The organism is Nocardiopsis sp. FR4 (assembly GCF_009830945.1).
In the GTDB taxonomy this organism is placed as follows: Bacteria; Actinomycetota; Actinomycetes; order Streptosporangiales; family Streptosporangiaceae; genus Nocardiopsis.
In genome coordinates this window covers 19,591-43,846 of sequence record NZ_VWVV01000023.1, presented here as the reverse complement: position 1 = coordinate 43,846, position 24,256 = coordinate 19,591, and the positions used below count along the sequence as shown (strand labels likewise).

Genomic DNA, 24,256 nt, shown 5'->3' with positions numbered 1-24,256 from the left:
ATGGCAGCCAAGGGCACCAGGGACCAAGCTCGCGAGAGCGCGAACGACACCGCCGCCGAACCGGAGCTCAGCTACGAGGAGAGCCGGGAGGAGCTGAACGACGTCGTGCGCCAGCTGGAGTCCGGCGGGCTCAGCCTGAAGGAGTCCCTGGCGTTGTGGGAGCGCGGTGAGGAGCTCGCCCGCGTCTGCGAGCAGTGGCTGGAGGGAGCCCGCGCCAAGCTGGCCGCCGCCGTGGACGAGCGCCGGAGCGGGGACGAGGGGGACAGCGGGGACACGCCCTTCTGAGGGAGGCCGTCCCGGGTCCGTCGCGCACGCCCTAGCGGCGTCCGTTCAGCTCGTCGCCCAGGTCGCGGATGTTGCCGGGCAGGCCCCGGAACACCCCGATCACCAGCACCAGCGCCGTCCCCAGGAACAGCCACGGCGCCACCTCGGCCAGGCGCGAGGCCAGCCCCAGGATCATCACCCGGGCGAACCCGTCGCTGCCCAGGGCGAGCGCGCTCTCGGCGGCGACCACGGCCGCGAAGAACGCGATGGGCGGGCTCACCGACAGCGACAGCAGGTCGCTGGGCCGCACCATGCACACGCTGACCAGGCACGCGAGGGTGAAGGCGATGCCCGGGGCCGCGGGGGTGCCCGCCCAGTGCGCGATCATGGTTCCGGCGAAGCTGAACAGCGTGATGGCCAGCACGCCGCCGCGTCCGGTCAGACGGGGCGGGCGCCGCGGAGCGCCCTCCTTCGGTTTCTCCGGTTCGGCCGCGCGGTCCCTTCTGGCGCGCGGCACGTTCCGGCCGCGACCGTCGGACCGCACGAAGTACGGTGCGTGTCCGGGCTCCGGACCGTCCGCCTTGCGCGGGGGCATAGCCGTCCGCCTCCCAAGTGTGTTACTCACAGTGTTTAGTGTGTCACTTCTGGTGAATGTTCGGTGTCTTTTCCAGGGAACGTGTCGTCCTTTCGGATACTTGCCCCATCCGCTACGAACACGGCTTCCACCCCTTGGACACCGGGATGGGGCGTCGCGGTTCCGGTGTTTCGCGGTCGCGGGTCCGACTCGTCCGCCCGGCGGGGGCGGCCGGGCGCGTGCGGGCCCGCCGATCTCAGGAACCGCGGACGCTCTCGCCGTGCCCGTGCGGGGACCCGTTTCCGGCCGCGCCGTCCAGCGCGATCCCGTCCGGTCCGGCCCCGTTGCCTCCGGGCCCGTCCAGTCCGGATCCGTCCAGTCCGGGTTCGGCCAGTTCGGGGGCGGCCACCGTGCGCGGCCGCTCCTCCACACCCGAGGGCCGCTCCAGCTCCCCGTCCACCAGGCCCAGGTCCCGGAACCTGCGGGCCGTCACCAGTACCCGGCTCTCCAGCGACCCCACGGTCTGGTTGTAGGCGGCCACCGTCCGGTTCAGGGCCCGGCCCAGTCCCTCCACGTGCCCGCCCAGGGTCCCCAGCCGCTCGTGCAGCTGCTTGCCCAGGTCGAACACCGCCCGCGCGTTCTCGCTCAGGGCCTGCTGCTGCCACGCGTAGTGCGCCGTGCGCAGCAGGGAGATCAGCGTCGTGGGCGTGGCGATGTGCACCCGCCGCGCCATCGCGTGCTCCAGCAGCTCCGGGTCGTACTCCAGGGCCGGGGCCAGGAAGGCCTCGCCGGGGATGAACAGCACCACGAACTCCGGTGCCGGGGTGAAGGCCGACCAGTACGACTTGGCGGCCAGCTGGTCCACGTGGGTGCGCAGGTGCCGGGCGTGGACCCGCAGGTGCCGCGCCGACTCCTCCGGCCCCGACTCCACGGCGTCCAGGTAGGCGGCCAGCGGCACCTTGGAGTCCACCACGATGTTCTTGCCGCCCGCCAGGCGCACCACCATGTCCGGCCGCCGCGTCCCGTCGCGCGTGGCGGCCTGTTCCTCGAAGTCGCAGTGCGCGCCCATCCCGGCCAGCTCCGCGACCCGGCGCAGCTGGAGCTCGCCCCACCGGCCGCGCGCCTCGGGACGGCGCAGCGCGGTCACCAGGGACTGGGTCTGGTCGCGCAGCCGCTCGGAGCCCTCGCGCACGTACTCGATCTGCCGGGCCAGCTCGGCGTGCGCGGCGGCCCGGCCCGCGTCGGCCTCCCGCAGCTGGCGCTCCACGCGGTCCAGGGTCTCGGTGAGCGGGCCGACCATGCGCTCCACCGCGCGCCTGCGCTCCTCCAGGTCGCTCCCGGCCTCGGCGCTGACCGCGCGCAGCCGCCCCTCCGCCATCTCCAGGAAGCGCTGGCCGCTCTGGTCCAGGGCCTGCGCGGACAGGGAACGGAACCGGTCGGTGAGCTGTTCCTCGACGTAGGCGGCGTGCTCCCGGGCGGCGCGCGCGTCGGCCCGGGCCTCGGCCTCCCGGCCGCGGGCGAGCAGCCATCCCACGGCGGCTCCGACCGCCAGTCCGACGAGGAGCGTGAGTACGAGTGCGAGGCCGTCCATGAGGGCCTATGGTGTCAGTCCCCGGTGCCGGGCCGCTCCCCGCCACGCAGGACATCGGTGAGCAGACCGACCAAGTCGGGCATGTCCACGGCTTCGGGGTCGTGGAGCCACTGGAGCTGGAGGCCGTCCATCGCTGCCACGAGCAGCGCGGCGACCTGTTCGGGGGTGGCCCCGCCCGCCAGGCGCTCGCCGTGGCGCTCGCGCACGTTCCGGGCGATGGCCGTGCGCAGCCGGGCGTAGCGCTCGCGGAAGTAGTCGCCCGCGGGGTGGTCCTCGGTGACCGCCTCGGCGGCCAGCAGCGAGTAGAGCCGTACGAGCCCGGGGCGCTCGGTGTTGAGGGCGACCAACCGCGCCGTCCCGGAGAGGTCCGCCTCCTCCCCGAGCTCGGCGCCGTCCACCTCGTCGCGGCGGGCGAGCACCGCCACCAGGAGCGCCTCCTTGCTGGGGAAGTGGTGCAGCAGCCCCTGCTGGCTGAGCCCCACCCGCTCGGCGACCGCCGCCAGCGAGCTGCCCCGGAACCCGTTCTCGGCGAACTCCGCCAGGGCGGCGGACACGATCTGCTCGCGCCGCGCGGTCGCGGGCGGCCGTCCGCGACCGCGGCGGGCGGCGGGGGGAGGCGTCGGCTCGGTCATGGGCTCTCCAGGCTGTCGGCGGAACGGCGGTCGTGCTCCCGGGCGAGGAGCCCCCTCCGGGCGAACAGTACGGACCGGGGACTTCACAAGCCCAAGTTAAGCGTTTAACCTGAGGTTCGATTTTACCGACCACCCAGTAGGTCAATTCCCTGTCGCAGCCACGCAGCCCCGGGAGCAGTACATGAGCACACCGAACGACGCCGATCTCGCCCGCGCACGCCGGGTGGAGGCCGCGCTGGCCGCACTCGACCTGGAGGGCCGGGTCCGCCTGCTCTCCGGCGAGTCCATGTGGGCGATCGCCGCCAACCCCGACATCGGTCTGGGCCGCCTGGTGATGTCCGACGGGCCCGTCGGGGTGCGCGGCGAGCGCTGGACCCCGAACGACCCCTCGGTCCAGCTGCCCAGCCCCACCGCCGTCGCCGCCACCTGGGACCGCGACCTGGTGCGCACCGCCGGTCACCTGCTCGCGCAGGAGGCCCACCGCAAGGGCGTGCACGTCCTGCTGGCCCCCGCCGTCAACATGCACCGCTCCCCCCTGGGAGGGCGCCACTTCGAGACCTACTCCGAGGACCCCTACCTGACCGGGGAGATCGGTGCCGCCTACGTCCGGGGCGTGCAGGACGGAGGCGTGGCCACCACCGTCAAGCACTTCGTGGCCAACGACTCCGAGACCGACCGCTTCACCGTCGACGTGCGCGCCGACGGGCGCACCCTGCGCGAGATCTACCTGGCGCCCTTCGAGCGCATCGTGGCCCGGGCGCGGCCCTGGGGCGTGATGGCCTCCTACAACAAGGTCAACGGCACCACCATGACCGAGCACGCCGAGCTCAACGCCGTCCTGCGCGAGGAGTGGGGCTTCGACGGCTTCCTCGTCTCGGACTGGACCGCGGCCCGCGACACCGTCCGCGACGCCCTGGCCGGGCTCGACGTGGCCATGCCCGGGCCCAACACCGTCTACGGCCAGCACCTGGTCGACGCCGTCCGCGACGGCCGGGTCCCGGAGAAGGCGGTGGAGGCCATGGCCCGCCGGGTGCTGCTGCTCGCCGCCCGGGTGGGCCTGCTGGAGGGCGCCGAGCCCGTCGTCGCCCCCGCCGAGCGCCCCGCGCCCCTGGACGGGCGCGAGGTGGCCCGCGAGGTGGCCGCCCGCTCCTTCGTGCTGCTGCGCAACGAGGACGCCGCGCTGCCCCTGGAGCCCGCGCGCCTGCGCCGGGTGGCGCTCATCGGGCTCGCCGCCTCCGAGGCCCGCACCAGCGGCGGCGGCAGCGCCAGCGTCTTCGCCGAGCGCACGGTCACCCCGCTGGAGGGGCTGCGCGCCGCCCTGCCCGGGGACGTGGAGCTGGTGCACGCCGTGGGCGCCGACCCCCGTGCGAACCTGCCCGCCCTGCCCGGTTCGCTCACCGCCACCTTCCGGGCCGCCGACGGGCGCGTCCTGGCCACCGAGGCGCTGCCCGACGGCACCGCCCGCTGGATCGGCGAGCTGCCCGAGGGCGTCTCCAACGCCGAGCTGGACAGCGTCGAGGTGAGCGGTACCCACACTCCCGCCACCGGCGGCGAGCACCTGTTCGGCGTCTCCGGCGCCGGACGCTACGTCCTCACCGTCGGCGACCGGGTGGTGCTGGACGACGAGCTGCGCTTCGAGGGCGACGACCCGGCCGCGGCCATGTTCGACCCGCCCGCCGCCTCCGTTCCCGTGGAACTGGCCGCGGGCGAGCCGGTGCGGGTGAGCGTCACCAAGGCCCACCAGGACCTGGGCATGGGCGACTTCGCGTTCATCGGCTTCACCCTCACCCACCGCGAGCCCATGGCCGGGGCCGACGCCCTGATCGAGGAGGCCGTGTCGGCCGCCCGGGAGGCCGACGTGGCCGTCGTGGTCGTGGCCACCACCGAGGACGTGGAGTCGGAGGGCTTCGACCGCTCCTCGCTCACGCTGCCCGGACGCCAGGACGAACTGGTGGCGCGCGTGGCCGAGGCCAACGACCGCACGGTGGTCGTGGTCAACGCGGGCGCGCCGGTGGAGATGCCCTGGCGCGAGCGGGTCGGCGCGATCCTGTTGACCTGGTTCGGCGGGCAGGAACTCGGCGGGGCGCTCGCCGACGTGCTGCTCGGCCGTCGCGATCCCTCCGGGCGGCTGCCCACCACGTGGCCGGCCGCGCTCGACCAGGCGCCCGTCAGCCAGGTGGCCCCCGTCGACGGCGCGCTCGACTACTCCGAGGGCGTGTTCGTGGGCTACCGGGCCTGGGACCGCGCCGGGACGGCCCCGGCCTTCTGCTTCGGGCACGGACTGTCCTACACCCGATGGCGCCACGACGCGGTCGAGGTCCTCCGGAGCGGGCCCGGGACCGTCTCCGAGGACGGGGAGGCCCTGCTGGCCCGGGTCCGCGTGCACCTGACCAACACGGGGGAGCGGGACGGCCGCGAGGTCGTGCAGGTCTATCTCGCCCCGCACGAGCCCGGCGACCGCCCGGCCCGCGTCCTGGCCGGGTTCGCCGCGGTCGCCGCGTCCGCCGGGGAGTCCGTGGCGGTGGAGGTGGACGTGCCGCGCGACGCCGTGCGCGTGTGGGCCTCCGACGCCGACGAGTGGGAGTACGTCCCCGGCGGCTACGACCTGCTCGTGGGCCGCTCCCACGGCGACACGCGCCTGTCGGTCCGGATCGAGGTGGAGTAGGGTCCCGGCACCTCACGGGTGCCCCCCGCGCCCGCGCCGGGAGCCGAACGGCTCCCGGCGCGGGCCACCTCGCCTTCCCCGGGGTGCGGATGATCCGTGAGGAGCGGAGGCCGGACCTTCCCGGCACGGGGGCCGGCCGGATCCTGGCCGCCATCGTCGGTCGCCCCGCGCCGGTCAACCCCACCAACCAACCCGAGGACCGTGGTCTCCCACATCACGTTCCCGCCCCAGTTCGCGGACCCGGGAGCGGGTTCGGTGCAGGCGCGACTGCCCGTCCTCGGATCCGCTCTGTGCGGGCCCGCCCTCCTGCCCGGGGCCGCGATCGTCGCCTGACGAGGGTCCGGGGGCGGGTCAGGTCCCGCGCCGGACCAGCACCGGCCTCCACGGGGACAGGTGCACCTCGGCGCGCTCGGTGACCACCTCCACGATCCGGCGGGCCACCTCCCCGGGGTCCTGGGCCTCCAGGCGCACGGTGGTCAGCTTCGGGCGCAGCATGTGGCACAGCATGATGTCGTCGGCGCCGACCAGCCCCACCTGTTCGGGCACGCGCACCCCCGCGTCGTGCAGGGCGCCCAGCAGCAGGCCGCTGAACTCGTCGTTGTAGCCGAACACCCCCTCGGGCAGCCCCTCCGCCAGCCAGGCGCGCACGACCGACCCGGCCGACTCGGGCGACCAGTCCATGTCCTGGGTGCGCACGGTCGCCCCCTCGGCCGCGGCCGCCTCGCGCAGACCCCGCAGGCGCTCCTCGCCCATCCCGCGCAGGGGCGGCTCGGCGGGGATCACGGCGGCCAGGTCGCGGTATCCGCGTCCGACCAGGTGGCGGGCGGCCTCCTCGCCCACCGTGCGGTTGTCCATGCGCAGCGTGGACAGCCCGGTGCCCTTGACCTCGGCCGGGTCGGCGCCCACCGCGACCACCCGGATGCCGGACTTGCCCAGCAGGTCGATCCCGGCGGGGGTGAGCCGGTCGTAACCGGCGATCACGGCGGCGGGCCGCATGCCCGCCCAGCCGCGGGCGGCCTTCACTCCGCGGTTGCGCTCGGCCCCGTACTGCATGAGCGTGTAGCCCAGCTCGCGCAGCGCGTGCGTGAGGCCGTACAGGAACTCCGAGGCCAGCTGGCCCTGCACCACGTCCAGGTGCACGTGCAGCACCATGCTGCTGGAACCGGTGCGCAGCGACCGCGCGCTGGCGTGGGGGACGTAGCCCAGCTCGTCGGCGACCGCGCGCACCCGGGCCCGGGTCGCCTCGGGGATGCGTGCTCCGGCCGGGGCGTCGTTGAGGACGTACGACACGGTCGCCGTGGACACCCCCGCCTGTCTGGCGATGTCGGTGATGGTCGCTGGTCGGGGGCGGATCGAAGTCATGCCGCTATCTTGCCCTGCCCGTCGGGGACCGGACGCGGGGGAGCGACCGGTCGGGTCGGGGGTCCGTGTGAACTGCTCACGAAGAATCCATTGAAAAGGTTAAACGTATAACTTAGCTTAAACGAATAACCAATGGCTGAACAGGCATTTCCCCCTACCTCATGCCAGGGACGACGCACATGCCCACCACCCCCTCCCATACGGGGAGCAGGCCCCGCCCGCCCCCGGCGCCCCCGCGGGCGGACGGCGCGGAATGCGGCGCCTGGTCCCCGCGCTCGGCCTGGTCACCGGAACCGCCGCCGTCTTCGGCACGGTCTTCAACCCGGTCGGCGGCCCGCTCTCGGACCGCCTCGACCGGCGCAAGCTCTTCGCCCTGGTCTGCGGGATCGTCTCGGCGCCGGCCATGCTCATCCCCTACCTCGTCCCGACCTGGACGGGGATGCTGGTCTTCGCCGTCGTCAACGGCAGCGCCTTCGGCTGCTTCATGGCCGTGGACACGGCCATGGCCACCCTGGTCCTGCCCAGCGAGGCCGACGCCGCCCGCGACATGGGCGTGCTCAACATCGCCGCCGCCGGACCGCAGATCATCGCCCCGTTCGTGGCCTCAGCGATCATCCTCCACCTCGGCGGATACGGCTCCCTGTTCCCGGTCGGCTCGGCCGTCGGACTCCTCGGGGCACCCGCCATCGTCTTCGTCCGCGGCGTCCGCTGACCCCGCCCGCACCACCAGAGAGGAACACCTTCCATGAGACTGCGAACCCACGAGGCGGGTACCGGCGACCGCACGGCACTGCTCGTCCACGGCGCGATGTCCGACCACGGCACCTGGCACGCGGTCCGGGACCACCTGGTCGGCCTCGGCTACCGCGTGGTCGGCGTGGACATGCGCGGCCACGGCGCCAGTCCGCGCGGCGACTACTCCGCCGAGGCGCTCGGCCAGGACCTGGCGGACTCGCTGCCGGTCGGCGCCGACCTGGCCATCGGCCACTCCATGGGCGCACTGTCGCTCTCCCTGGCGGTGGACCGGCTGCGCCCGGCGCGCGCCGTCTACTCCGACCCCGCCTTCGCCTTCCCGCCGCAGCTCGCGGCGGCGATCCCGGCCATGCGCCGCATGGTCGCCGGGGCCACCTTCGAGAGCGTGCGCGCGGCCAACCCCCGCTGGAGCACGGCCGACGTCGAGGCGGAGCTGGCCGGGTTCGCCGCCTTCGACCCCGACTTCTTCGACGTCATGGCCGAGTGCGCCCGCGCGGACCGCATGCCCGCGACCGCCGTCGTGCCCTCCCTGGTCCAGCTGGCCGACCCCAGCCTCACCGTCGACTCCGACGGCGCCCGCCTGCTGGCCGAGCGCGGCTTCACCGTCCGCACGGTCGGCGGCGCGGGCCACTGCGTCCACCGCGACGACCTGAAGGGCTTCCTGGGGTCCCTGGAGGGCTGGCTCTGAGCGCGCGCTCACCCCCGAGCACCCCGAGCGAAGGCACAGCCAGGACCTCACGACCCCCCGCCCGGCCCCGGCACGGTGACGTGCCGGGGCGGTGTCGTGCCCGGGGGTGGACCGCGGGGAGCGGACACGCCGACGGGGGTGACGGAGGGCACCCGGGAACGACCGGTTCCGGTCATTCGCTTTCCTCGCGCAAAAGTTTTCGAGACCCTGGGGTCTCTCCGTACACCCCGGCCGGAGTCCCCTCCCCGGCCGCCGACCCCTCGGCAGTCCCCCACCTTCCCCAGGAGGCGCTCTCCCATGAGACTGGAGACCTACACCAGCGGTACCGGCGACCGCACCGTCCTCCTCGTCCACGGATCCACGGCCACCCACGAGACCTGGCACGCCGTCGAGGCCGAACTCCTCCGCCGAGGCCTCCGGGTGGTCACCGTCGACCTGCGCGGCCACGGCCGCAGCCCGCGCGGCGACTACTCCCTCCAGGCGCTCGGCGACGACCTGGCCGACTCCCTGCCGGCCGGCGCCGACCTGGCGATCGGCCACTCGGTGGGCGGTGTGGCGCTGTCCCTGGCGGTGGAGCGGCTGCGTCCGGCCCGCGCGGTCTACGTCGACCCGTCGTTCCGCCTGCCCCCCATGCACGCCGACGCCGGTCAGCGCATGCGCCAGGTCTTCGCCACCGCCGACGCCGCCCACGTGCGCCAGCGCAACCCCCGGTGGACCGACGACGACGTCGAACGGGAGGTCCGGGGCTTCGCCGCCTTCGACCCGGAGTTCTTCGACTTCGTCGCGGCCGAGATCGCCGGACGCGACCTCCTCCCCGCCGGGCCGGTCGTGCCCTCCCTGGTCCTGCGCGGTGAGAACAGCATCACCGTCACCCCGCAGGCCGCCCGGGAGCTCGCCGACCGCGGCTTCACCGTCAGGGTCGTTGGGGGCGCCGGGCACTGCGTGCACCGCGACGACCTCCCCGGTTTCCTCGCCGCCCTGGAGGGCTGGCTCTGACGGACCCCGCGGCGGCCGGGGCGCCTCAACCGCCCTGCTGGCGGCCGGGCGCGCAGTCCTCCATGGCCCGGCGCCAGTCGCGCACCGAGGGCCAGAACTCCTCCCGCACCGGTTCGGGGGTGAACAGCCACATCCGCTCCCAGGCGGGTGAGGCCCGGCCGGAGATCTCCGTGCGCGGCTCGTAGGGGGGCAGCCCGCTCACCGGGTACCACGTGTACTCCAACGGGTCGAGCAGGGCCATGAGCCGCTCCTCCACGCCCCGGTCCGGGCGGACCTTCACCAGCATCCACGGCCGGTACCGGCGCAGCACCTCCAGGCCCCCGGCGACCACGTCCGGCTCCGTGCCGACCGTGTCGATCTTGAGCACCGTGGGGAAGGCCGCAGCGTCCTCGTTCCACCGCGCCAGGGTGGTCACCTCCACGCTGATGTGCGACAGGTCGGTCCGGGCCGTGCGCACCAGGGTGTTGCACATGTCGTTGTGCCGGGCCCGGCGCAGGTGCGCGGTGCCCGTGTGGTTGCTCAGAGCCAGTTCGACCACGGTGAAGCCCAGGTTGGCTGAGGAGGAGACCACCCGCGCCGCCGAGGCGATCTCCGGGGTCGGCTCGAAGGCGAACACGGGGCGGCGGGTGCGCGCGGCGGCCAGCAGCGAGTACACCCCCACCCCCGCACCCACGTCGAACACCGCGCCGGGGCGGGTGTGGTCGAGCATCGCCATGAAGCAGGCCAGGCTGTCGGGCTCGTGTCTGGCCAGGCCGAACGAGGCCAGCCGCCGGGGAACGGTGAGGTCGCCGGGCAGTTGCAGGGTGAGACTGTCCGGACCGATCCGGCGCGTGTCCGACTCCAGCCGCGGCAGGGCGAAGGACACGCGGCGGCTCCACGGCGGGACCCGCTCGGGATCCAGGCCGCCCAACCGTCTGGGCAGGCGGACGCGCAGCTTGCGCGTCGCGAAGCGGACCAGCGGGTAGCGGTGCACGAGCGCCCTCAGTTGGTCGGTGACCACAGTTGTCTCCCCCCAGGAGCGAGGCCGCGGCGGGAGCGGCGACCGGTCGTCCACCGCTTCCGCGGCGACGGAGCGCGCCGGTCCGGCGCCCCCGCGCCCGGGGCCCTCGTACCCTCGCGGTCGGCGCCCGTGCCGGACCGCGCGCCTCGTGCCGACGGCCGTGTTTCGGTCCAGGGCCGGGAACGGAGGGGACCGGGGTACGCGACGGGTGACCCGCGCGCGCCGGACGGCCTTGCGCCCCCTTCCCCGGCAGCGTCTGTCGAACCTACTCTGAGTATTGGTGTCTGTGCACAGTGTTTCGGCGATTGGCCTGGCCTTTTCCGTGCCCGACCGCTGCCGGGCCTCCTCCCGGCGGGGGATCGTCCCACCCCGGGGTCCGCATAGACTCTGGGTTTGTGAGTCTGTCTATCGGGATCGTCGGCCTGCCCAACGTCGGCAAGTCCACCCTTTTCAACGCGCTGACCAAGAACGACGCTCTGGCCGCGAACTACCCGTTCGCGACCATCGAGCCCAACGTCGGAGTCGTGGGCGTGCCCGACGCACGGCTCACCAAGCTGGCCGAGATCTTCGACTCGGCGAAGGTCATCCCGGCCACGGTGGACTTCGTCGACATCGCGGGCATCGTGCGCGGCGCCTCCACCGGTGAGGGCCTGGGCAACAAGTTCCTCGCCAACATCCGCGAGAGCGACGCCATCTGCCAGGTGATCCGGGCCTTCGACGACCCCGACGTCACCCACGTCGACGGCGAGGTCGAGCCCTCCCGCGACATCGAGACGATCAACACCGAGCTGATCCTCGCCGACCTCCAGACCCTGGAGAAGGCGCTGCCGCGTCTGGAGAAGGACGCCAAGCGCAACGCCAAGGACAAGGACGCCCAGGAGCTGCTGGCGGCCGCCCGCGCCGCCCAGGAGGTCCTCGACGGGGGCACCTCGCTGTCCGCCGCCGAGGGGGTGGACCTGGACCGCCTGCGCGAGCTGAGCCTGCTCACGGTCAAGCCGTTCATCTACGTGTTCAACCTCGACACCGACGAGCTGGCCGACGAGGCCCTGCGCACCAAGCTGCAGGATCTGGTGGCCCCGGCCGAGGCGATCTTCCTGGACGCCAAGATCGAGGCGGAGCTGGCCGAGCTGGACGAGGACGAGGCCCAGGAACTGCTGGAGTCCATGGGGCAGACCGAGTCGGGTCTGGCGCAGCTCGCCCGGGTGGGCTTCTCCACCCTGGGCCTGCAGACCTACCTGACCGCAGGGCCCAAGGAGGCCCGCGCCTGGACGATCCGCAAGGGCTCCACCGCCCCCGAGGCGGCCGGGGTCATCCACACCGACTTCCAGCGCGGCTTCATCAAGGCCGAGGTGGTCTCCTTCGACGACCTGGTCGAGGCGGGCGACATGCAGGCGGCCCGAGCCGCGGGCAAGGTCCGCATGGAGGGCAAGGACTACGTGATGGCCGACGGCGACGTCGTGGAGTTCCGCTTCAACGTGTAGCGGTGACGCATCGCCACGTCGCCGATCCGGCAGACGTGCGGGTCAGGAGGGGCCCGGCTCCTCGGAGCCGGGCCCCTCCCCGTGCTGGGACGGCTGCCCCCGGCCACCCGGCGCCACCCCTGCCGTGCCGGGGCCCGGCGGCGTTCGCGGTGAGCGCCCAAGCCTCGTCTCCGTGTACGGGACACGCCCGGCCCGGGACGGCGGGCGCCAGGCGCGGGCGCTCTCCGCAGGAGAAGCCGTCGGCGGGCCGGGGTCGGTCCGTGATCACCGCGGCGCGGCGGATCCACTCGGGACTGCGGGCCGCCTTGTACAGGAAGTCGGCGACGTCCGCGCGGCTGACGGTCGGGACGCCCTTCATCGGGGGACGTTCGCCGACGAGGTACGTGCCCTTGGCGGGGCCTTGGTCAGCCTGGTCGGGTAGACCAGCGTCCAGTCCAGTCCGCTGGAGCGGACCGCCTGCTCGGAGAGCTCCTTGTTCGCGTAGAGGTTCCTCAGGACCGTGCGGTACATGGCCTTCCGCACGATGCTCGCCGAGCGGTGGGTGTCTCCGGCGCCGAACGAGGACAACCACACGAGGCGGGACGCACCCCCTCCTCGGCCGCGCCGGTCACGGCCGCCGCGGCACGGGTGAACAAGCCGTCGGCGCGTACGGAGGCGCCCCTGCCGAGAGCCGAGATGACGGCGTCCTGTCCGGTGACGGCCTTCGCGGCATCGCCCTGCGAGGTGGCGTCACCGGCGATCACACCGACCTGACCCGCCGGGCCCTCCAGCGCCTCCGGCGTGCGGGCCAGGACGGTCACCGTGTCGCCGGCCGCGAGGGCCAGGCCGACGACGTGGCGGCCGGTGGGGCCGGTCGCCCCGAGGATCAGGAGCTCCATGGGGTGTGCGTCCTTCGTGCGAGGGGTTCTCCGTGCTGGCACCGAGGCCGTCACCGGGGCGGAATCCGCCGCCTGTGCGGTAGGCCCGCGGCGCGCACGCCCTCCGGGCGAGCTCGTGGCACTTTGCCGCCACAACGGAACAAAGGACCTGTACCACAGGCCATGGGGCTCCGCGGCGAGGCCGGGTGCCGGGCGTCGGACCAAGCCCTTGACGGAGCCGGGCGATGAACGGGCTCCGTGGGAGGGCTCCGGTGACATCCCGCTGACCGTTCGCCGGACGGCGGGGACACACCTTGCTCTCCCCGAGGAAACTTCTCTCTTTCCGGCCCGACCATAATTGCGGCAATGTGCACGGCCACGGGGTGAGTTAGCTGGAACATTGCCGTATTGTGCACCTTTTGCGAAGTTGGGCCGTTGCGCGCAATGTGTGGTTGACGGGGAAACGCGCCGCCGCCAAGGGCGTTCCCAACCCGCACAATGCCTCACTATAGGGATGGGGTAGACAAGGGCATGGCGGATACGCCGTCCGGACCGGGCGGCACGGAACTGTTCAGGAGGCGGGGATGGCGAATGCGTCACGGCGCGGCACCGCCGCGCGTGACCGGGAGGACGCGGCCACGGAGTCCGGCGTCCCCCGCGCCCGGAGGCTGAGCGCCGGTGCGGGCGGCCGCTGGTGGGTCGGCGTGGGACGCGCCGTCCTGTGGGCGTTCATCCTCGTCGTCGTCTTCAACGGCATCTGGTTCCCGCTGCGCGGGGGCCTCGCCCTGCCCGGCCCGGACCAGCAGCCCGAACAGGCCGAGGACACCGCCTATCCCGAAACCGCCGCCGCGGCCTTCGGGCTCCGGTTCGCCGACGCCTACCTCGGCACCGCCGACCCCGAGGCGCGCCTGTCCGACCTGGCCGCCTTCGTTCCGGAGGGGGAGGCCGCCGCGCTCGACGTCCCGGCCGACAGCCTCACCGGAGAAAACCTCACGGTCGTCGCCGTGGACGTGCAGGACGAGCACAACGCCCTCGTCGTCGTGCGCGCCGACGTCAACGGCGAGCCCATGCGCCTGGACGTGCCTGTCTACGCCGACGGGGACGCCCTGGTGGTGTCCGGGCGCCCGGCCCTGCTGGCCGCTCCCACCCGGGCCTCCCTGCCCGAGGGCGCCTCGTTCGAGACCGACCCGCGGGCCGAGGAGCAGCTCGGGGAGGTGCTGTCCGGTTTCTTCGAGGCCTACGCGGGGGAGCCGGCTCACCTGGAGCGTTATGTGGAACCGGGTACCACTATTGCTCCGCTTCCGGAGAACAGCCTGGAATTTGGTGAACTGTCCGATATCACGGTGCCAACCCGGGCCTCGAACGGGAATGATGACGTACGACAGGTGGCGGCCACCGTCCGTTGGAACCTCCCGGCCCCCGAGGACGCCGACGCCGGTCAACTGACGCAGAACTACCTGGTCACCGTCGTGAACTCAGGCACTGAGTGGCACGTACGCGACATCCAGGGCGCCCCGCACTCGTTCGGCGGATGACGGGGCCGGTAGGCAAGGAGAAGAGAAGGACCATGCGCACACCAGCAACGACACCGGGGGGTGGCTCCTGACATGCTCCCCCTGATGTCCTCCACACCGGACGCGTTCCACGCCGCCGGAGGCGCCGACCTGCTCTTCCTCGCGGCGACGGTCGCCCAGGAGAACGCCCCCGACACCGGAGGCCTCGCTGATTTCCTACGCGGGTTCTTCGGGCCGCTCTTCCTCGTCATCGTGTCCATCGTGGCGGTGTTCTTCCTGTTCACCAGGGAGATCACCCGCTTCGCGCAGTTCATCATCCTGGCGATCTTCATCGGGATCGTCTTCTACGTCCCCGGCATCATCGAGGTCATCGCGGTGGCTCTCGCCCGAGCGATGGGCGTATCGACGGAATAGGCGAGGGAGGCCGGGAACGTGGATCTGCCCACGTACACCAACATCTGGCGTATCGAGAAGCGGCTCTACAAGCTCTACGATTTCCGGCTGCCCATGCCGCTGCCCGTGGGCACCTTCGGTGTCGCCCTGGGCGTGTTCGCGCTCTGGGTGGTGCTGCTCAGCCTCCTCAACGCCCCGTTCGTCTTCGGCAACGGCTGGCACCTGGTGCTCTGGGTGGTCCCGCCCGGGGTGATCACGGTGCTGGCCACACGGCCGGTCATCGAGGGCAAGCGCCTGACCGAACTGCTCCTCTCCCAGGCGCGCTTCCTCACCGAGGCGCGGGTGTACAACCGGCTGGCCCCCGAGTACGAACCCTCCGAGGTGCGCGTGACCGTGCGCGTGTGGCACCGCGCCCCCGAGGCGGGCCCCCTGCCCCTGGCCGGGCGACCGCGCGCGGAGGAGGAGGCCGCGGCCGGGCCCGAGCGCACTCCGGCGCGGGCCGAGGAGGCCCGGCCCTCCGGTGCCGAGGCGCCCCCGCTGCGGGGCGTGGCCGCTCCCCCGGCACCCGTCCGCGAAGCCGGGGGCGACCCGGTGTACACGCCCGCCGGAATCGAACGCGCCCCGGCCGTGCCGGAACGCCCGTCCGCAGCCTCCGAGCGGGCCCCGGCCCGAGCGGAACGCGCTCCCGCCGACGGGCCCGAGCGCGCACCCGCCAGCCGCGAGCGGGCCCCCGTGGCCGTCGCGGCGCGGCCCGAACCCGAGGAGCGCCGGCCGCTGCCCCCGGAGGAGGGGTTCCCCGGCGGCCGGGGCGGCTCCGACCCGGACCCGGGCACCCCCGACCGGACCCGGCGCGGGGTCGGCCGCCGTGTGCTCAACTACTTCGGCTTCGGCCTGGAACCGGAGCCCTCCGACCCCCCCGAGGAGGCCCGCCCGCGGCGGCGGGAACCGGAGCCCGCCGACGACGGTCTGGGCGGGGGCTTCGACGAGGACTTCGTCGGGGAGAGGGTCTACGAGACCGAGGGCGAGGAGCAGCGCGACAGCGACGCGTGGTTCGCCAGCCTGCGCGCCTCCTCCGGTGAGACGCCCGTCGGCCTGTCCTCCAAGAGCGCCTACAGCGTCGGCGACACGGCCGCCATGAGCCGGCAGGAGGCGGTCGGCGAGGCCGCCGAGGCCGACCGCGCCGAGGAGGAGACGCCCGCCGCCCGGCGCCTGCGCGGCCGCACCCAGGGCATCCGGGTCGCCAAGGACCTGGAGGAGCGCCGCTCCGAGCGGGTCCGCGAGCCCGGTCCCCGCGAACAGCGCTCCGCCCGGGCGCAGGGCCGGGGACTGCCGGACACCGGGAGGGCCCCGGAGCGGCCCCGGCGCAGGGGCCGCCCCCACGCCGCCCCGTGGGAGCTCACCGAGGGCCGGACCGACCAGGGCGGCCAGGCCGACATGTCCGACTACGCGGCCAGGTACGCCGCCGCCACCGGCCGTCCCGCGGCCGACACCGCGGCCATGCCCTGGCTGCCGCCCTCCTCTCCGGAGGAGGAGGCCGGTGAGCGCGCCCGGCCCGAGGAGTCCGCTGACGGGACGGCCGACGACCGGGAGAGCGGAGGCGACGGCGCCCCCGCCGCCGAGTCCCGGTCCCCGGGGCGGGTCTCCGGTGCGCCCGCGGCACCGGAGGCGCCCGCCACCGGGTCGGAGCCCGCTGAGCGGGCCGCCCCGGGCACGGCCGGGACGCCCGTCGCGGAGCCGGAGTCCGAGGAGCCGGAGCCCGCGGGACGGGCGGTCCGCGGGGCCGACGACTCCGCGGCCGTTGAGGCGCCCGCCCCGCCGCAGTCCGCCAAGCCCCCGCTGGAGCTGGACCACGGCACCGGCGAGCAGGCGGCCATGCCCGCCCAGCCGCGCGAGGAGCCCGAGGACCGCGGGCCGAAGTGGAACGAGCACATGTCCGTGCTCGACCAGCACCTCAGCACCGCCGACACCCCGGCGCCGCCGCGCCCCAAGTTCGCCGACGCCGTGCCCGATCGCGAGCCCGGGGACAGGGCCAAGGACCCCGCGCGGTGGTTCGAGGACGGCAAGAGGCGCCACCCGGACCAGCCCAAGGTCGGTGACCGCGGCAACCCCGTCATCCCGGCCAGCGAGCTGCGCGAGGACGGTTCCTCCACGACCGAAACCGGGGACGCCGAGGAGTCCGGGGCCGGGGGCGCGGAGGTAGCCAAGGCCGGGGGAACGGAGGCGGACAAGGCCGGGGAGAACGCCGAGCCCGACGCCGGGGCGTCCGGGCGCGCTGAGTCCCCGGTGCGCGGGGAGGGGCCCAAACCGCCCACCCAGCTCGACCACGGCACCGGCGAACTCGCCAGCTTCGCGGAGGTCCGTGAGGACCCCGCGCGCGGCGACGTCAACGTCCGCGCCGACGCCGCGGGCTCCGCGGCCCGCCGCCGCACCGTCTCCGACCTGGAGGAGGCCGAGGCCGCCGCCCTGGCGCGCCGCCGCCGGGCCGCGGAAAGCGGCAACGCCCGGGGTTCCGACGACGCGCCCCCGGCCGCCGCGCCCGCCGCGGAGCCGCGCCCGGAGGGGGCCGAAGACTCCCGTGACCAGGTCCGGGCCCGCTGGAGCATGCGCGCCACCGGGAGCGCCGCCGTTTCCGGGGAGGAGGCCGCCGCCCGGGAGGAGACCGCCGGACCCCCCGAGCACGGGGACCGGCCCGAGCGCACGGAGCCGAACGGGCGCACCGAACGCCCCGGGGCCGCCGACCGGACCGGGCACGCGCCCCGCGCCGGGGACGACGGGCCGGAACCGCACCAGGGCGCCGACCCGCACGACGGCGTCTTCCACCGGGTCGCGCAGAACGCCCGCCGCATCGGGCACCTCTTCGGCCAGCCCGCGCCCGGGGAGGAGCCCGAACCGCCCCGGCACGAGGCCAGGACCGAGTCCAAACCCGAACTGGAACTCGACCACGGCACCGGCGAGCAGGAGCGCCTGGGCGACACCCCCAGCGGCGTTCCCTCCCACCGGCCGGAACCCGCCGAGGCGCGGGCACGGCAGGAGGAGCCCGCCGGCGACTCCGGCGGCACCCGGGGCTGGCGGCGCCTGGCCAAGGTCGTCACCGGCGGCGCGGCCCCGGTCCGCTCCGATCTGCCCGCCAGCGACATCGAGCGCCTGCGCACCCCGCTGGACGGGCCGCGCAACCTCGTCGTGCTGGGCTGCACCGGAGGTGCGGGGCAGACCGTCACCACGCTGATGATCGGCCACACCCTGGCCGCGCACCGCGACGAACCCGTCGTGGCCGTCGACGTCAACCCCGGGCCCAACGGCCTGTCCCGCCGGGTCGGCGCCCAGACCCCCGAGACCCTCACCAGCCTGCTCGCCAACGCCGGGGCGGTCCGGGACCACGCCCGGATGAGCGCGTACACGAGCCGGACCGAAACCGGTCTGGAGGTCATCCAGACCCTGGACGACCCCTACGTGCAGACCCTCGACGACCGCGACTACGGACAGCTCACCTCGCTGCTCGGCGGCTTCTACGGCCTCACCCTGCTCGACCCCGCGGCCACGGGGGTGGCCCGCGCCCTGCCCGCCGCGGACGGCCTGGTGCTGGTCGCCCCGGCCAGCGCCGACGCCGAGCGCGCGGTCTCGATGACCTTCGACTGGCTGGACGGCAACGGCTACGCCAACCTGCGCGCCAGATCCGTCCTCGTGGTCAACGGCGTCAGCAAGCGCAGCCTGGAGGCCGTGGACGCCGCCGAGCGCGTGGCACGGGGCCGCTGCCGCGCCATCGTCCGCATCCCCTGGGACGACCACCTCGGCTCGTCCTACACCCGGATCGACGTGGGCGCCCTGCGCCCCGCCACCAAGCGGGCCCACGGCGCCCTGGGCGGGGTCCTGGTCACCTCACTGGCGCATTGACGTCCCCCCGGGGGGCGGACCCCGGGGATCGGCCTCGCGGCCGTGGGCGCGGTGCGCCCCGCGGCGCCCGCTGGTTCCTGCCTCCCCGGCCGGCGCCAGCGCCCCGGAAGGGGGGCGGCGGCCTCACTCAGCCTCCACAGGCGCTCTGCCTTTCCGCTTCCCGCGCCAAGGCGGGTTTGCGTCCGGCGGCGAGCACGACGCGGGACGCGCCGAGGTCCCGGCCGTGTCCGGTGCCGCACCCCGAACACGTCCAGGTACGGATGTTGAGGGGCTTGGGCCCGTCGGCCACCCCGCACTCGGCGCAGGTCTGCGAGGAGGCCGGGAACCGGTCGACCCTGGCGGGGGCGCGCCCGTACCGGGCGGCCTCGTACGCCAACGCCGACACGAGCGAGGCGGAGTACCGGCCCGCCGCGTCCTCGGCCACGGTCACCGTGGAGGGGGTCGAGGGAGGGGACGGTTTTCCCTCGTCGATGAGTTTCCAGCGGGCGTCGGCGGTGAAGCGGACCGACTGGCGGTGCTCTTGCGGGACCTGAACCGGGGCGGGCCCGCCCCGGGTCCCCGCGTTTGCCTCCGAGGGAGCCGAAGAAGTCGCGGTGGGCGGCTCCAGGCCGCGCAACGCCTGCTGGAGGAGATCACGCGGGCGCTGCGCGCGCACGCCCCCGCGAAACGGGGAACCCCCGGGGAGGGCGGGCCGCGGCCCGCCCTCCCCGGGGGCGCCGGGAGAGCGGGTCAGCGGCCCACAGGGGTGAAGTCCCGCGCGGAGAGGAACTCCGGGCGCGGGCTGGGGGCGCTGAACGGCTTCTCGCACGCGTTCTCGACGCTGTTGAACACGATGAAGACGTTCGAGCGCGGGTACGGCGTGATGTTGCCGCCCGAGCCGTGCATGCAGTTGGAGTCGAACACGGTCACGTCGCCCGCAGAGCCGGTGAGCACGTCGATGCCGTGCTGGTCGGCCAGCTGGGTGAGCGAGGACTGGTCCGGGGTACCCACGTGCTGGCTCTTGAGCGAGGACCGGTAGTGGTCCTCGGGGGTCTCGCCGACGCAGGAGACGAACGTCCTGTGCGAGCCCGGCATGATCATCAGGGCGCCGTTGTGCGGGTAGTTGTCGGTCAGGGCGACCGAGAAGCTGCACGCCCGCATCCGGGGCATGCCGTCCTCGGCGTGCCAGGTCTCGAAGTCGGAGTGCCAGTAGAAGGAGCCTCCGCCGAAACCGGGCTTGTAGTTGACGCGGCTCTGGTGCACGTACACGTCCGATCCGAGGATCTGCCGTGCGCGCTCGACCAGCCGGGGGTCGTTCACCAGGTCGGCGAACACCTTGCTGATCTTGTGCACCTCGAACACCGAGCGGACCTCGTCGGAGGTGGGCTCGACGATCACGCGCTCGTCGGCGCGCAGCGCCGGGTCGGAGCTGAGCCTCCTCAGCTCGTCTCGGTAGGTTTTGACCTCCTCGTCAGTGACGAGGGACTTGATCTGCGTGTACCCGCGGCGGTCGTAGCCCCCGATCTCCTCGGAGGAGAAGGGGCCCTCGCCGGATCCCCACACGGTGGGGTCCTTGCGGTACAGCAGGGCGGGTTCGGTGCCCTTGCGGGTGGGGTACTCGTCCGCGGTTGTTGCCGGAAGATCCATCTGCAGAGTCATGGTCGACCCCCTCGCGGGGTTCATCCTCTCTGTGGTCGACGGTTTTTCCTGCCGACATGCGAACTTAACAAAGGTCAGGCAAGCCTCATTCACGGCCTCCGGAGGCCGGTGTTTAGCAGTCTTTTAGCTGGGTATGACAGCTATACTATATGGGGCAAAACAATATGACGGGCCCGTCTTTTCCCGTCCTTTGCCCTCTTTCTTTCCCTCTAATCCGACCGTTTACCTGCGTGGCGTTACCCCGGGTGATCGAGTTTGGGTTGGTGCGTGCATATCCCCAGGTCGTCCCCTTGCGAGCCTTGCGGCTGGTTTGCGCCATTACGCAGGGCACTTTTATTGTGCGCTATATCACACTGCCATGGTTCAGGGTGTGATGCGTAATCCTGGCCGCGTTCGTACCGGCCATCTGCGCTTCGGAAGGAGTTTCCTTCCGGGTATGGCGCCGAAAACCCGGTCACCGCACAGTAGTGGGGTCTTTGTTTCCTCCGCCCGCTCGAAGGAGAAACGTGTTCCCCCTCCCCCGCCTCACCGGTGCGTTCACCCGCGCCACGGCCGCGGTCGCCGCGGTCGTCCTCGCCGTCGTCCTCGGCTGGGCCGCACCGGCCTCGGCCCAGGTGCCCCCCGGCATCCCCAGCACCGCCACCGCCCAGAGCCAGCTCAACTCCCTCACCGTTCGGGCCAAGGGCCCTCAGACCGGCTACGACCGAAGCCTCTTCCCGCACTGGAACGTGGTGCAGAGCCCCTGCACGGCCCGCCAGTACGTGCTGCGGCGCGACGGCCGCGACGTGGTGACCAACTCCAGCTGCCAGCCGACCTCCGGCCGCTGGTACAGCGCCTTCGACAACGTCTGGGTCCACGACGACCCGTCCCGGATCAGCGTGGACCACCTGGTCGCGCTCAGCGAGGCGTGGAAGACCGGCGCCGCCTCCTGGAGCACCGCGCGCCGCACCCAGTTCGCCAACGACGTCAACAACACCCAGCTGTGGCTGGCCACCCCGTCGAGCAACAGCTCCAAGGGTGACAAGGACCCCTCGCAGTGGATGCCGCCGAACCGGTCCGTGCACTGCGCCTACGTCAAGTCCTGGGTCAACGTGAAGTACGTCTACGGGCTCACCGTCACCTCGACGGAGAAGTCCTCCATCCAGAGCACCATCAACACCGCCTGCTGACCCTCCGCCGGGCGGGGCCCGCCTCCGGGGCCCCCGCCCGGCCCCCTCCGGGAGTTTCTGGCGCGCCGTAACCCTGTCCGCTTCTTCGCTCCGGCACGATGCTCCACTATGGGAGAGGCACAGGCGCCCGGCGGGCGCGGCCCCCGCGGGGCCCGCACGCCACGCGACGCGACCAGGAGGGCTAAGAGATGACCGGCACCAGGGGGACCCGCGGAGCGACCCGCCTCGCGGTCCGCTACTTCGACGACCGCGTGCTGATCAGCGACAGCGAGGCCTGGGCCTACTTCCGCCTGCCCACCGTGTCCTACGAGTTCACCACCCCGGAGGAGCGCCAGGCGCTCGCCACCAACATCACCATCGCGCTGGCCGCCATCCGGATGAACGACGCCGAGGTGCACCTGCGCGTCGCGCACCGCACCTACCCGGCCGCGGACTGGGCCACCCGCCTGGACGCCACCTCCGACTCCGGCCCCGGCTGGTACGACTACCTCGACGAGATGTACCGGCACGTGTGGGCCAAGGACTTCTGGACCAAGGAGGTCTACCTCGGAGTCCGCCTCGGCCAGCGCAACCCCGGCGCCGGGCTCGGCCTGTTCTCCCAGATCTTCGGCGTCTACCAGCGCACCGAGCAGGTCCTGGGCATCAACGACGACGCGGTGGACGACAAGGAGATCGCCCGCTGGACCGACCAGTCCGAACGCCTGGGCCGCGCCCTGGCCGCCAGCTCCCTGCACGCCCGCCACGCCACCTCCGACGAGATCGCCTGGCTCATCCGGCACGCGGTCAGCGGCACCGCCGAGGAGATCCGGCCCTCGGCGGTCGGACGGCGCACCTGGGGGCGCGGCGAGATCGAGGCGCTCGTGGACGGCGTCGTGCACAACGGGCGCTCCATGCTGCGCCTGGAGCAGCCCGCCGGGTCCACCTACGTCGCGTTCCTGTCCTTCGCGCGCTTCCCGGACCTGATGCCCTTCCCCGACGGCGAGCCGTGGATGCACCACGCCGACGCGCTCCCGTTCCCGGTGGAGATGTCCCTGCGGATGAAGCTCATCCCGCCGGCCAAGGCATCCAAGGACGTCGGCCGCAAGCTCGCCCACGCCCGCGACATGGACGCCCACATCCGCGAGGCCGGGGTGGAGGCGCCCATCGCGCTCGCCGAGCAGATCGACGCCGCCCGCATGCTCGAGCACGGCATCACCAAGGAGCGCCTCCCCTTCGTCTACGGCTGGCACCGCCTCATGGTCTCCGCGCCCACCGAGCGCCTCCTGGTCCAGCACGTGGAGGCGGTCGTGGAGCACTACCGCGACATCGGCATCGACGTCATCAACTCCACAGGCGACCAGTTCTCCCTCTTCAACGAGTCCCTGCCCGGCGACCGCATCCGCCTGGGCGCCTACGCCCAGCGCCAGCCGCTGCGCACCATCGCGGGCGGTATGCCCACCGCCACCGTCGACGTCGGCGACCGCGTCGACCACTCCGGCGGAGGCTGGGTCGGCCCCTACATTGGCGAGACCATCGGCCGCGCCCGCTCCATCGTCCACTTCGACCCCATGGTCGCCGCGGCCCGCAACCGCCCCACCGCCATCGCCATCACCGGTGAGCCCGGCGGTGGCAAGACCACCCTGGCGCTTCTGCTCATCTACCAGCTCGCCCTGCGCGGGGTCACCGTGGCCGCCATCGACCCCAAGGGCGACGCCGAGTCCCTGGTGGAACTGCTCCGGCGCCGCGGCCGCAAGGCCCGCATCATGTCCCTGGGCTCGGCCCAGCCCGGCCTGCTCGACCCCTTCGCCTTCGGCGACGACCTGCCCGCCAAGAAGACCATGGCCACCGAGACCCTGCGCCTGCTCCTGCCCCGCATGAGCGAGGAGCGCGAGTCGGCCATGATCCAGGCGGTGGCCGCCGTCGCCAACCAGCCCCAGCCCTCCCTGGCCAAGGTCGTGGACCACCTGGTCTCCTCGCCGGGGGCCGCCTCGCGCAACCTGGGCGCCGTGCTGCAGTCCATGTCCGAGATGCGGCTGGCCAGCCTGTGCTTCGACCCCCAGGGCGACGCCCGGATCGACACCGAGGGCTGGACCACCGTGTTCACCCTGGGCGGGCTCACCCTGCCCGACTCGGGTGTGGGCCGCGACGACTACTCCTACGAGCAGCGCCTGTCCGTGGCCCTGCTCTACCTGGTCTCCCAGTTCGCCCGCCGCCTCATGAACGGCCTGGACCGCCACCTGCCCAAGGCGATCTTCCTGGACGAGGCCTGGGCGGTCACCTCCACCCCCGAGGGCGCCAAGCTCGTCCCCGAGGTCTCGCGCATGGGCCGCTCCCGCAACACCGCTCTCATCCTCGTCTCCCAGAACGCGGGTGACCTGCTCAACGAACAGGTCACCAACTGCCTGTCCTCGGTGTTCGCGTTCCGTTCCAGCGAACGCTTCGAGGTGGAGAGCGTCATGTCCCTGCTGGGTGTCGAGCCCACCGAGGACCACCTCGCGGTGCTGCGCAACCTCGGCAACGGCGAGTGCCTGTTCCGGGACCTGGACGGGCGGGCCGGTCGGATCGGGGTCGACCTGGTCTCGGAGAACCTGCTGCGCTGGCTGGACACCAACCCCACCCGCCAGCGGCCCGCCGAGGAGGAGGGGGACGAGGACCTCGTGCCCACCGGCGGACACGACGAACGGGTCTAGGCGTACTGGCCTGAGAGGTCAGGCGGGGACCCTCCCCCCCCGGGGCCGTGCGGGCGGCCGCGCGGCGAGGTGGAGGCCGACAGCGGCCCCGGCGGCCCGGATGGCCAGGTGCTTGCCCG

General features: G+C 73.4%; 21 protein-coding genes. 12 read left to right on the top strand and 9 right to left on the bottom strand.

Translation table 11 applies throughout. From position 1 onward, the window contains the following. Positions 1-285, top strand: a complete 285-nt coding sequence (locus FYW95_RS19365) for an exodeoxyribonuclease VII small subunit (RefSeq protein WP_159941819.1) — start codon at positions 1-3, stop codon at positions 283-285. A gap of 31 nt (positions 286-316) precedes the next feature. Here the strand turns inward: FYW95_RS19365 and FYW95_RS19360 are convergent, their stop codons facing one another. The 3 genes from FYW95_RS19360 to FYW95_RS19350 form a co-directional block, all read right to left on the bottom strand. After that, a complete protein-coding gene (locus FYW95_RS19360; RefSeq protein WP_159941820.1) occupies positions 317-859 on the bottom strand; it encodes a DUF6542 domain-containing protein in 543 nt (180 codons plus the stop codon). Positions 860-1,094: 235 nt separating this feature from the next. After that, complete coding sequence (locus FYW95_RS19355) at positions 1,095-2,429, bottom strand: DNA recombination protein RmuC (protein ID WP_159941821.1); 1,335 nt, start codon at positions 2,427-2,429, stop codon at positions 1,095-1,097. A 14-nt stretch (positions 2,430-2,443) separates the two neighbouring features. Beyond that, positions 2,444-3,061: a TetR/AcrR family transcriptional regulator gene (locus tag FYW95_RS19350; protein WP_159941822.1), complete on the bottom strand. Its 618-nt coding sequence runs from the start codon at positions 3,059-3,061 to the stop codon at positions 2,444-2,446. 181 nt (positions 3,062-3,242) lie between these two features. Here FYW95_RS19350 and FYW95_RS19345 point away from each other — a divergent pair, with 181 nt between their 5' ends. Beyond that, positions 3,243-5,726 (top strand): beta-glucosidase, encoded by a 2,484-nt coding sequence (locus FYW95_RS19345; RefSeq protein WP_160050627.1) that lies wholly within the window; start codon positions 3,243-3,245, stop codon positions 5,724-5,726. A gap of 201 nt (positions 5,727-5,927) precedes the next feature. After that, complete coding sequence (locus FYW95_RS28655) at positions 5,928-6,059, top strand: hypothetical protein (RefSeq protein WP_255459614.1); 132 nt, start codon at positions 5,928-5,930, stop codon at positions 6,057-6,059. Between the two features lie 18 nt (positions 6,060-6,077). Here the strand turns inward: FYW95_RS28655 and FYW95_RS19340 are convergent, their stop codons facing one another. Next, the gene (locus FYW95_RS19340; protein WP_159941824.1) at positions 6,078-7,088 is read right to left on the bottom strand and encodes a LacI family DNA-binding transcriptional regulator; all 1,011 of its coding nucleotides are present in this window, start codon (positions 7,086-7,088) and stop codon (positions 6,078-6,080) included. Between the two features lie 253 nt (positions 7,089-7,341). Here FYW95_RS19340 and FYW95_RS19335 point away from each other — a divergent pair, with 253 nt between their 5' ends. The 3 genes from FYW95_RS19335 (at position 7,342) to FYW95_RS19325 (ending at position 9,525) form a co-directional block, all read left to right on the top strand. Beyond that, a complete protein-coding gene (locus tag FYW95_RS19335) occupies positions 7,342-7,800 on the top strand; it encodes an MFS transporter (RefSeq protein WP_236567703.1) in 459 nt (152 codons plus the stop codon). A 33-nt stretch (positions 7,801-7,833) separates the two neighbouring features. Beyond that, positions 7,834-8,529 (top strand): alpha/beta fold hydrolase, encoded by a 696-nt coding sequence (locus tag FYW95_RS19330; RefSeq protein WP_159941825.1) that lies wholly within the window; start codon positions 7,834-7,836, stop codon positions 8,527-8,529. 297 nt (positions 8,530-8,826) lie between these two features. Further along, positions 8,827-9,525 (top strand): alpha/beta fold hydrolase, encoded by a 699-nt coding sequence (locus FYW95_RS19325; protein WP_159941826.1) that lies wholly within the window; start codon positions 8,827-8,829, stop codon positions 9,523-9,525. Positions 9,526-9,550: 25 nt separating this feature from the next. Here FYW95_RS19325 and FYW95_RS19320 read toward each other — a convergent pair whose 3' ends face one another. Further along, the gene (locus FYW95_RS19320; RefSeq protein WP_159941827.1) at positions 9,551-10,525 is read right to left on the bottom strand and encodes an FkbM family methyltransferase; all 975 of its coding nucleotides are present in this window, start codon (positions 10,523-10,525) and stop codon (positions 9,551-9,553) included. Between the two features lie 395 nt (positions 10,526-10,920). Here FYW95_RS19320 and ychF point away from each other — a divergent pair, with 395 nt between their 5' ends. After that, complete coding sequence (ychF, locus tag FYW95_RS19315) at positions 10,921-12,006, top strand: redox-regulated ATPase YchF (RefSeq protein ID WP_159941828.1); 1,086 nt, start codon at positions 10,921-10,923, stop codon at positions 12,004-12,006. Between the two features lie 354 nt (positions 12,007-12,360). On the opposite strand, the gene FYW95_RS28650 is transcribed toward ychF, so the two are convergent. Both FYW95_RS28650 and FYW95_RS27790 read right to left on the bottom strand, forming a co-directional pair. After that, positions 12,361-12,579, bottom strand: coding sequence for an NAD(P)H-binding protein (locus FYW95_RS28650; RefSeq protein WP_236567704.1), 219 nt, complete (start codon positions 12,577-12,579; stop codon positions 12,361-12,363). Then, on the bottom strand, positions 12,498-12,884 hold the full coding sequence (locus FYW95_RS27790; RefSeq protein WP_201294937.1) for an NAD(P)H-binding protein: 387 nt from the start codon (positions 12,882-12,884) through the stop codon (positions 12,498-12,500). Before FYW95_RS27790 ends, FYW95_RS28650 begins: the two co-directional genes overlap by 82 nt. A gap of 563 nt (positions 12,885-13,447) precedes the next feature. Between FYW95_RS27790 and FYW95_RS19305 the strand changes: the two genes are divergently transcribed. The 3 genes from FYW95_RS19305 to FYW95_RS19295 all read left to right on the top strand — a co-directional run bounded on the left by FYW95_RS19305 (position 13,448) and on the right by FYW95_RS19295 (position 18,661). Next, on the top strand, positions 13,448-14,398 hold the full coding sequence (locus tag FYW95_RS19305) for a conjugal transfer protein (protein ID WP_159941840.1): 951 nt from the start codon (positions 13,448-13,450) through the stop codon (positions 14,396-14,398). Positions 14,399-14,470: 72 nt separating this feature from the next. Beyond that, a complete protein-coding gene (locus FYW95_RS19300) occupies positions 14,471-14,791 on the top strand; it encodes a hypothetical protein (RefSeq protein WP_159941841.1) in 321 nt (106 codons plus the stop codon). Positions 14,792-14,809: 18 nt separating this feature from the next. Next, the gene (locus tag FYW95_RS19295) at positions 14,810-18,661 is read left to right on the top strand and encodes a conjugal transfer protein (RefSeq protein ID WP_159941842.1); all 3,852 of its coding nucleotides are present in this window, start codon (positions 14,810-14,812) and stop codon (positions 18,659-18,661) included. A 127-nt stretch (positions 18,662-18,788) separates the two neighbouring features. Here the strand turns inward: FYW95_RS19295 and FYW95_RS19290 are convergent, their stop codons facing one another. Further along, a complete protein-coding gene (locus FYW95_RS19290) occupies positions 18,789-19,091 on the bottom strand; it encodes a zinc ribbon domain-containing protein (protein WP_159941843.1) in 303 nt (100 codons plus the stop codon). 299 nt (positions 19,092-19,390) lie between these two features. Then, positions 19,391-20,299, bottom strand: coding sequence for an ectoine hydroxylase (gene thpD / locus FYW95_RS19285; protein ID WP_201294936.1), 909 nt, complete (start codon positions 20,297-20,299; stop codon positions 19,391-19,393). Between the two features lie 506 nt (positions 20,300-20,805). Here thpD and FYW95_RS19280 point away from each other — a divergent pair. Then, positions 20,806-21,468 (top strand): GmrSD restriction endonuclease domain-containing protein, encoded by a 663-nt coding sequence (locus tag FYW95_RS19280; protein ID WP_160050626.1) that lies wholly within the window; start codon positions 20,806-20,808, stop codon positions 21,466-21,468. Positions 21,469-21,656: 188 nt separating this feature from the next. Then, complete coding sequence (locus FYW95_RS19275; protein ID WP_159941845.1) at positions 21,657-24,137, top strand: ATP-binding protein; 2,481 nt, start codon at positions 21,657-21,659, stop codon at positions 24,135-24,137. Positions 24,138-24,256: the final 119 nt, after the last annotated feature.